The organism is Microbacterium sp. MPR-TSA4, from assembly GCF_058792815.1.
The window spans coordinates 1-6,720 of sequence record NZ_JBXAFF010000071.1 but is presented as its reverse complement, the minus strand read 5'-3'; the positions used below and the strand labels follow the sequence as shown (position 1 = coordinate 6,720).

Genomic DNA, 6,720 nt, shown 5'->3' with positions numbered 1-6,720 from the left:
GGACGGCAGTTTGCCGTCCGGCCCCCTATCACGTACACTGAATCTTTGGTGCCTTGCGCCTTCATTGGCGTGTCGCCGCACCACATCCCACTCACCGCAGACCGACCGGTCTGCTCAAGCGTCAGCGAGGCTATGGCTAAGAAAGACGGTGTCATCGAAATCGAGGGCGTCGTGTCCGAGGCGCTGCCCAACGCGATGTTCCGCGTTGAGCTCACGAACGGACACAAGGTTCTCGCCACGATCTCCGGCAAGATGCGGCAGAACTACATCCGCATCATCCCCGAAGACCGCGTCGTCGTGGAGCTCTCGCCCTACGACCTCACGCGCGGTCGCATCGTCTATCGCTACCGCTAGACCGGTCGAGAAGTAACGAGCGGGCGGATGCTGCGGCATCCGCGCGACTCGAAGACAGCGAACAGGAAACATCATGAAGGTCAACCCCTCCGTCAAGCCCATCTGCGACCACTGCAAGGTCATCCGTCGCCACGGTCGCGTCATGGTCATCTGCAAGTCGAACCCGCGTCACAAGCAGCGCCAGGGCTGAGTCGGTCGCGACTCGAGGGTGAGCGAGGCCCGCAGGGCCGAGTCGACACCTCAGTACGAAGACACAACTCCATACCGCGAACGGCGCGTTTCGACTCGCTGCGCTCGCTCAACGACCGGATGGTCGGAGAACGGCGCGTTTCGACTCGCTGCGCTCGCTCAACGACCGGATGGTCGGGGGCGGCGCGACGCTCGCACACCGACCGGCAACGGTCAGCACATTGCAGGGTCAGAACCTCTTCGGAGGGGACACCTCGGGCGGAGGCCCGGGCACCGATCCTGTTCCACACCTCCACTACTCCTAGGAGAACCCGCATGGCACGTCTTGCCGGCGTCGACATCCCGCGCGACAAGCGCGTGGTGATCGCCCTCACCTACATCTACGGCATCGGCCGTACGCGTTCGGTCGAGATCCTCAAGGCCACCGAGATCGACGAGTCGATCCGCGTCAAGGACCTCACCGACGACCAGCTGGTCGCCCTGCGCGACTACATCGAAGGCAACTACAAGGTGGAGGGTGACCTGCGCCGCGAGGTCGCCGCCGACATCCGCCGCAAGGTCGAGATCGGCTCGTACGAGGGTCTGCGCCACCGCCGCGGCCTTCCGGTGCGCGGTCAGCGCACCAAGACCAACGCGCGTACCCGCAAGGGCCCGAAGCGCACCGTCGCCGGCAAGAAGAAGGCCGGCCGCAAGTAAGCGCGGCCCCCGGTACAGGTTTAGGAGAACAGACACATGGCACAGGCCAAGACCGCTGCGCGCAAGCCGCGCCGCAAGGAAAAGAAGAACATCGCGCTGGGCCAGGCCCACATCAAGTCGACGTTCAACAACACGATCGTCTCGATCACCGACCCCTCGGGCGCCGTCATCAGCTGGGCGTCCTCGGGTGGGGTGGGCTTCAAGGGCTCGCGCAAGTCGACCCCGTACGCCGCCGGTATGGCTGCCGAGTCGGCCGCCCGCCAGGCCGCCGAGCACGGCGTCAAGAAGGTGGACGTCTTCGTGAAGGGCCCGGGTTCGGGCCGCGAGACCGCGATCCGCTCGCTGCAGGCCGCCGGCCTCGAGGTGGGGTCGATCTCCGACGTCACCCCGCAGGCGCACAACGGCTGCCGTCCGCCGAAGCGTCGCCGCGTCTGACTTCCGGGCCGGGTGCCCCCGCATCGCGGGCGGCACCCGGCATCCGTCGTCTTTGAAAACTCAACACCTCTTGCAATCGCACGTGTCATATAGCGGGCACGTGACGGAAAGGAACACATAGTGCTCATTGCACAGCGTCCCACTCTGACCGAGGAGAAGATCGGCGAGTTCCGCAGCCGCTTCGTCATCGAGCCGCTGGAGCCCGGCTTCGGCTACACGATCGGCAACGCGCTGCGCCGCAGCCTGCTGTCCTCGATCCCCGGTGCGGCTGTCACCAGCATCCGCATCGACGGCGTGCTGCACGAGTTCAGCACCATCCCGGGTGTGAAGGAGGATGTCACCGAGATCATCCTCAACATCAAGCAGCTCGTCGTCTCGTCCGAGCGCGACGAGCCGATCACGGCGTACCTGCGCAAGACCGGCGCCGGCGAGGTCACCGCCGCCGACATCTCCGCTCCGGCGGGTGTCGAGGTGCACAACCCCGAGCTGGTCATCGCGACGCTCAACGACTCGGCGAAGTTCGAGCTCGAGCTCACGATCGAGCGCGGCCGCGGCTACGTGTCGGCCACGCAGAACCGCAACGAGTACGCCGAGGCCGGTCAGATCCCGATCGACTCGATCTACTCGCCCGTGCTGAAGGTGTCGTACCGCGTCGACGCCACGCGTGCCGGTGAGCGCACCGACTTCGACAAGCTCGTCCTGGACGTCGAGGCCAAGCCGTCGATCTCGCCGCGCGACGCCGTCGCGTCGGCCGGTCGCACGCTCACCGAGCTGTTCGGTCTCGCCCGCGAGCTGAACGTCGAGGCCGAGGGCATCGAGATCGGCCCCGCGCCGGTCGCCGAGGTGCTCACCAACGAGCTGTCGATGCCGATCGAGGACCTCGATCTGTCGGTGCGTTCGTACAACTGCCTCAAGCGCGAGGGCATCAACACGGTGTCCGAGCTGGTCGCCCTCTCCGAGACGCAGCTGATGAACATCCGCAACTTCGGTCAGAAGTCGGTCGACGAGGTGCGCGACAAGCTCGTCTCGCTCGGCCTGTCGCTGAAGGACTCGGTCCCCGGGTTCGACGGCGCGCACTTCTACGGCGGCTACGACGACGAGGCCCTCTGAGCCTCCGCGCTCGCACCGGCAAGACCTTCTGCGCGCTCCGGCCCCGACCGGTTCGCTGACACTTTTCCTCTGGAGTAACTGATATGCCCAAGCCCACCAAGGGTCCCCGCCTCGGAGGCGGCCCCGCCCACGAGCGTCTGCTGCTGGCCAACCTGGCCGCCGCCCTGTTCACGCACAAGTCGATCACGACGACCGAGACCAAGGCCAAGCGCCTGCGTCCGCTCGCCGAGCGTCTCGTCACCTTCGCCAAGCGCGGCGACCTGCACGCTCGCCGTCGCGTGCTGTCGGTCATCGGCAACAAGGATGCGGTGCACGTGCTGTTCGCCGAGATCGCTCCGCTCGTCGCCGAGCGCGAGGGCGGCTACACCCGCATCACGAAGATCGGCAACCGCAAGGGCGACAACGCCCCCATGGCCGTGATCGAGCTCGTGCTCGAGCCCGTCAACCCGAAGCCGAAGTCGGCCAAGAAGTCGGCCGCCGCGGCTCCCGTCGCCGCCCCGGCGAAGGACGAGGACGCCGCCGAGGAGGCCGCGACCGAGGCCGTCGCCGAGGCCGACGAGGCTCAGGACGCTGCTGACGAGGTCGCCACGGACGACGCCGCCGCTGCCGGCGCCGAGTCGCCCGAGGAGGGCGCGGCCGCGGAGACCGCCGCCGAGGACGCCACCAAGTAAGGCGAACGCTGTCGCGAGGCCCGCACCCCGGAACGGGGGCGCGGGCCTCGCTGCGTGGGGCGGGAGCGCGGCGCGGCGCCGGCCCGCGAACCGTCCTGCGCCCCGCTACGGTGGTGTGGTGAGCGAGACGTCCCTGATCGAGCGCATCCACCGGTTGCAGCGCGAGGCCGGTGTCGACGCCGGTCCGCTGCCGCCGCGGCATCCCGAGGTCGCCGCCTGGCGGACCGCCACGGCGGACGACATCGACGCGCTTCACGCCGTCATGGTCGCGGCCGAGCGCATCGACCACCCGACGTGGACGACGCCCCGCCAGGAGGTCGCGGACACCTTCGACCTGCCGCACATCGACCACACCCGCGACACGGTGCTGGCGGTGGATGCCGCAGGAACGGTGATCGCCTACGGCAGCGCGTTCCTGCATCCGGCGCGCGATGGGGCCTTGACCGTGTCGCTGTCCGGCGCCGTGCTGCCCGAACGGTGGCGCCGAGGCATCGGGACGGCCGTGTTCGCGTGGCAGTACGCCCGCGCGCTCGAGCAGCTCGCCGGGGTCGCCCCGTCGCTCGCGCCGGTGGAGGCGGGGGAGTGGACCGCCGATCTCAAGGTCTACGCGGAGGAGAGCAACCTGGGCCATCGGCGGCTCGCGGAGGCGCGCGGCTTCGCCGCCGAGCGGTGGTTCGCCACGATGCTGCGCGACCTGGCCCGCCCGCTTCCCGACGTGGTGCTGTCGGCGGATGCCGCGGCCCGCGGACTGCGCGTCGTGGCCTACACCCACGACCGCGACGACGACGCGCGTCGCGCCCGCAACGATGCGTTCCGCGACCACTGGGGAAGCCTGCCGAGCCCGCCGGAGTCGTGGGCGAAGTTCGTCGGCGGCGAGTTCTTCCGCCCCGACCTCTCGCGCCTCGTCGTCGATGACTCGGGGGCCATCGCCGCCTTCTGCCTCGCGTCGGTCAACGAGGACGACTGGGAGATGCTCGGCGCCTCGCACGCGTACATCGACCTGATCGGCGTCGTCCGCGCCCATCGCCGGCAGGGGCTCGCGCCGGTCGTCGTCGCAGACGCGCTCCGCGCCATCGCCGCCGCCGGCCTGGAGAAGGCCGTCCTCGACGTCGACACGGCGAGCCCGACCGGGGCCAACACCCTCTACGAGGGGCTCGGTTTCGTCGCGGACGAGCGCGCGGTCGCGCTCGTCGCCCACGTCTGACCCGACTCGCCGCAGGTCCGGGCCGTCCGCCGCGGCGCGGGCGTCGCTCAGGGCTCGCTCAGGGCGTCGCGGTGGGGGCGAGCGCGCGCGTGGTGGCCCAGCGGATCAGCTGCACCTGGTAGCGCACCTGCGCGCGCTGGTTGGCCACGGCATCCACCGCGGTCGTGACGGTGTCGGCGTAGACGCGCCCGCCCGCCTCGCCCGGGTGGATGTCGTCGCCCGCCAGCAGATCGGTGCGCGGCGCGATGGCCTGTGACCAGTCGGCGACGATCACCCCCGGGTGGGTGGCCGCGAACGCCGCGAGGTCGCGGTTGACGCCGTCGATCCAGTCGCGCGGGGCGAAGGCGTTGACGAGCACGAGCGTGCGGGCCCGTCCGACCTTGTCGTAGATGTCCTGGAGCGCCTCGCCGTCGACGGGCCCGTTGGTGCCGAGGCCGACGACAACGTAGTCGCGCAGCGCGCCCTGCGCGGCGAGCCGGTCGACGATCTCGCTGCCGACCCACATCGATCGCGACACCTCGGCGTCGATCTGGATGCCGGGAAGCTCCTCGAGCAGTCCGCCGGCGGACGCCAGCATGACCGAGTCACCGACCGCCGTGACGCGATCGCCGGGCACCGACACCGGGGGCGGGGGCAAGGGCTCGCCGTCGGGGCCCACCGTCGGCGTGGGGCGGGGCGTGGTCGCGCCGGGATCGCCGGACGGCGGCGGCGACGGCGGAGGGGTCGGCGACGCGGATGCCGCATCCAGCGCGCGCTGCCCGGCTTCGACGACGGCTTGGCCCGAGCTGACGGCGGGCACGGCGGCCACGGCCGCGGCGGTGCCCGCGACCACCAGCGCGGTCACGCCGAGCGACGCGACGGCGCCGAAGCGCCGCGCGGGCGTCGAGCGCAGCCGACGGCCGAACGCGGACGCGGCGCCGCGGAAGCCGAGCCGGCGGATCGGCTGTTCGAGCAGCCGGTACGAGGCCGCCGACAGCACGAGGGTCGTCACGGCGGCCGCGACCCCCACGGGGACGGGCACGGTCTCCTCGACGAACGTGCCCGTCACCGCGACGGTGAGGAGCACGACGACCGGCCAATGCCACAGATAGATGCCGTAGGAGCGCTCGCCGATCCACCGCAGCGGCGCGACGTCGAGCGCGGGACCGAACCACGAGCCGGTGAGCGTGGCCGCGGCGATCGCGACCGCCGTCAGGGCGCTCGCCGCCAACGGCACGATCGGGTAGGCCGTCGCGCCGTCGGCGATCATGCCGATGACGACGATCCCTCCGACGCTGACCGCGCCCACCACGGCGGTCCACGCGGGGCCGACGCCGCCGATCGACGGGCGGGCCGCGGCGCTCCAGGCCGTGCGCCCCGCCAGGGCGAACGCGAGGGCGACGCCGATGAGCAGCCCGAAGGCGTGGGTGTCGGTGCCGTAGTAGGCGCGGGTCAGGCCCGCGAGCCCCGGGCCGGCGCCGACGACCTGCGCGGCCCAGGCGACGGAGGCCGCAGCCAGCAGCGCGGCGACAGCCGTCCGCATCCACCGGCGCGGCAGCAGCAGGAACAGCGGCAGCAGCAGCGGCCACAGCACGTAGAACTGCTCCTCGACCGCCAGCGACCAGAGGTTGCGCAGCAGCTCCGGCTGTGTGGCGCCGAAGTAGGAGGCGCCGGCAGAGATCGACGTCCAGTTGTACGAGAACGTGACCGCGCCGATCACCTGGCGGCCGAGTCCGAGCAGCACGTCGCCGCCGACGAGGCCCGCGATGCTGGCGCTCGTGGCCACCACGACGGCCAGCGCCGGCAGCAGGCGCCGCGCGCGCCGCGTCCAGAAAGCGCGCAGCGCGATACGGCCGGTGGATCCCCGTTCGCGCAGCAGCAGCGAGGTGATCAGGAAGCCGGAGATCACGAAGAACACGTCGACGCCGATGAACCCGCTGCGCAGCATCCCGGCGGGGAACAGGTGGTAGACGACCACGAGCAGCACGGCGAGGGCACGCAGGCCGTCGAGGCCCGCGTAGCGCGGGGCGGAAGGTGTGGTCATGGCGGGGAGGGCTGTTTCCGGAGGGGAGAGCGCGGGCG

Annotated in this window: 8 protein-coding genes; 7 read left to right on the top strand and 1 reads right to left on the bottom strand. The window is 70.9% G+C overall.

Annotated elements, in window-relative coordinates; translation table 11 throughout:
* Positions 1-132 precede the first annotated feature (132 nt).
* The 7 genes from infA (at position 133) to AC1Q49_RS15585 (ending at position 4,659) form a co-directional block, all read left to right on the top strand.
* The gene (gene infA, locus AC1Q49_RS15615; protein WP_005050493.1) at positions 133-354 is read left to right on the top strand and encodes a translation initiation factor IF-1; all 222 of its coding nucleotides are present in this window, start codon (positions 133-135) and stop codon (positions 352-354) included.
* 73 nt (positions 355-427) lie between these two features.
* Positions 428-544 (top strand): 50S ribosomal protein L36, encoded by a 117-nt coding sequence (rpmJ, locus tag AC1Q49_RS15610; protein WP_005050492.1) that lies wholly within the window; start codon positions 428-430, stop codon positions 542-544.
* Between the two features lie 314 nt (positions 545-858).
* Entirely contained in the window at positions 859-1,239 is a 381-nt protein-coding gene (gene rpsM, locus AC1Q49_RS15605; protein WP_060960267.1) for a 30S ribosomal protein S13, read from the top strand.
* 36 nt (positions 1,240-1,275) lie between these two features.
* Positions 1,276-1,674 carry a 30S ribosomal protein S11 gene (gene rpsK, locus AC1Q49_RS15600; RefSeq protein ID WP_005050490.1) on the top strand — a complete coding sequence of 133 codons (399 nt, stop codon included), beginning with the start codon at positions 1,276-1,278 and terminating at the stop codon, positions 1,672-1,674.
* A 120-nt stretch (positions 1,675-1,794) separates the two neighbouring features.
* Complete coding sequence (locus AC1Q49_RS15595) at positions 1,795-2,784, top strand: DNA-directed RNA polymerase subunit alpha (RefSeq protein ID WP_005050489.1); 990 nt, start codon at positions 1,795-1,797, stop codon at positions 2,782-2,784.
* A gap of 83 nt (positions 2,785-2,867) precedes the next feature.
* A complete protein-coding gene (gene rplQ / locus AC1Q49_RS15590; RefSeq protein WP_492493280.1) occupies positions 2,868-3,455 on the top strand; it encodes a 50S ribosomal protein L17 in 588 nt (195 codons plus the stop codon).
* 118 nt (positions 3,456-3,573) lie between these two features.
* A complete protein-coding gene (locus AC1Q49_RS15585) occupies positions 3,574-4,659 on the top strand; it encodes a GNAT family N-acetyltransferase (protein WP_492493278.1) in 1,086 nt (361 codons plus the stop codon).
* Positions 4,660-4,717: 58 nt separating this feature from the next.
* On the opposite strand, the gene AC1Q49_RS15580 is transcribed toward AC1Q49_RS15585, so the two are convergent.
* The gene (locus AC1Q49_RS15580) at positions 4,718-6,682 is read right to left on the bottom strand and encodes an acyltransferase family protein (protein WP_492493286.1); all 1,965 of its coding nucleotides are present in this window, start codon (positions 6,680-6,682) and stop codon (positions 4,718-4,720) included.
* Between the last annotated feature and the right edge of the window lie 38 nt (positions 6,683-6,720).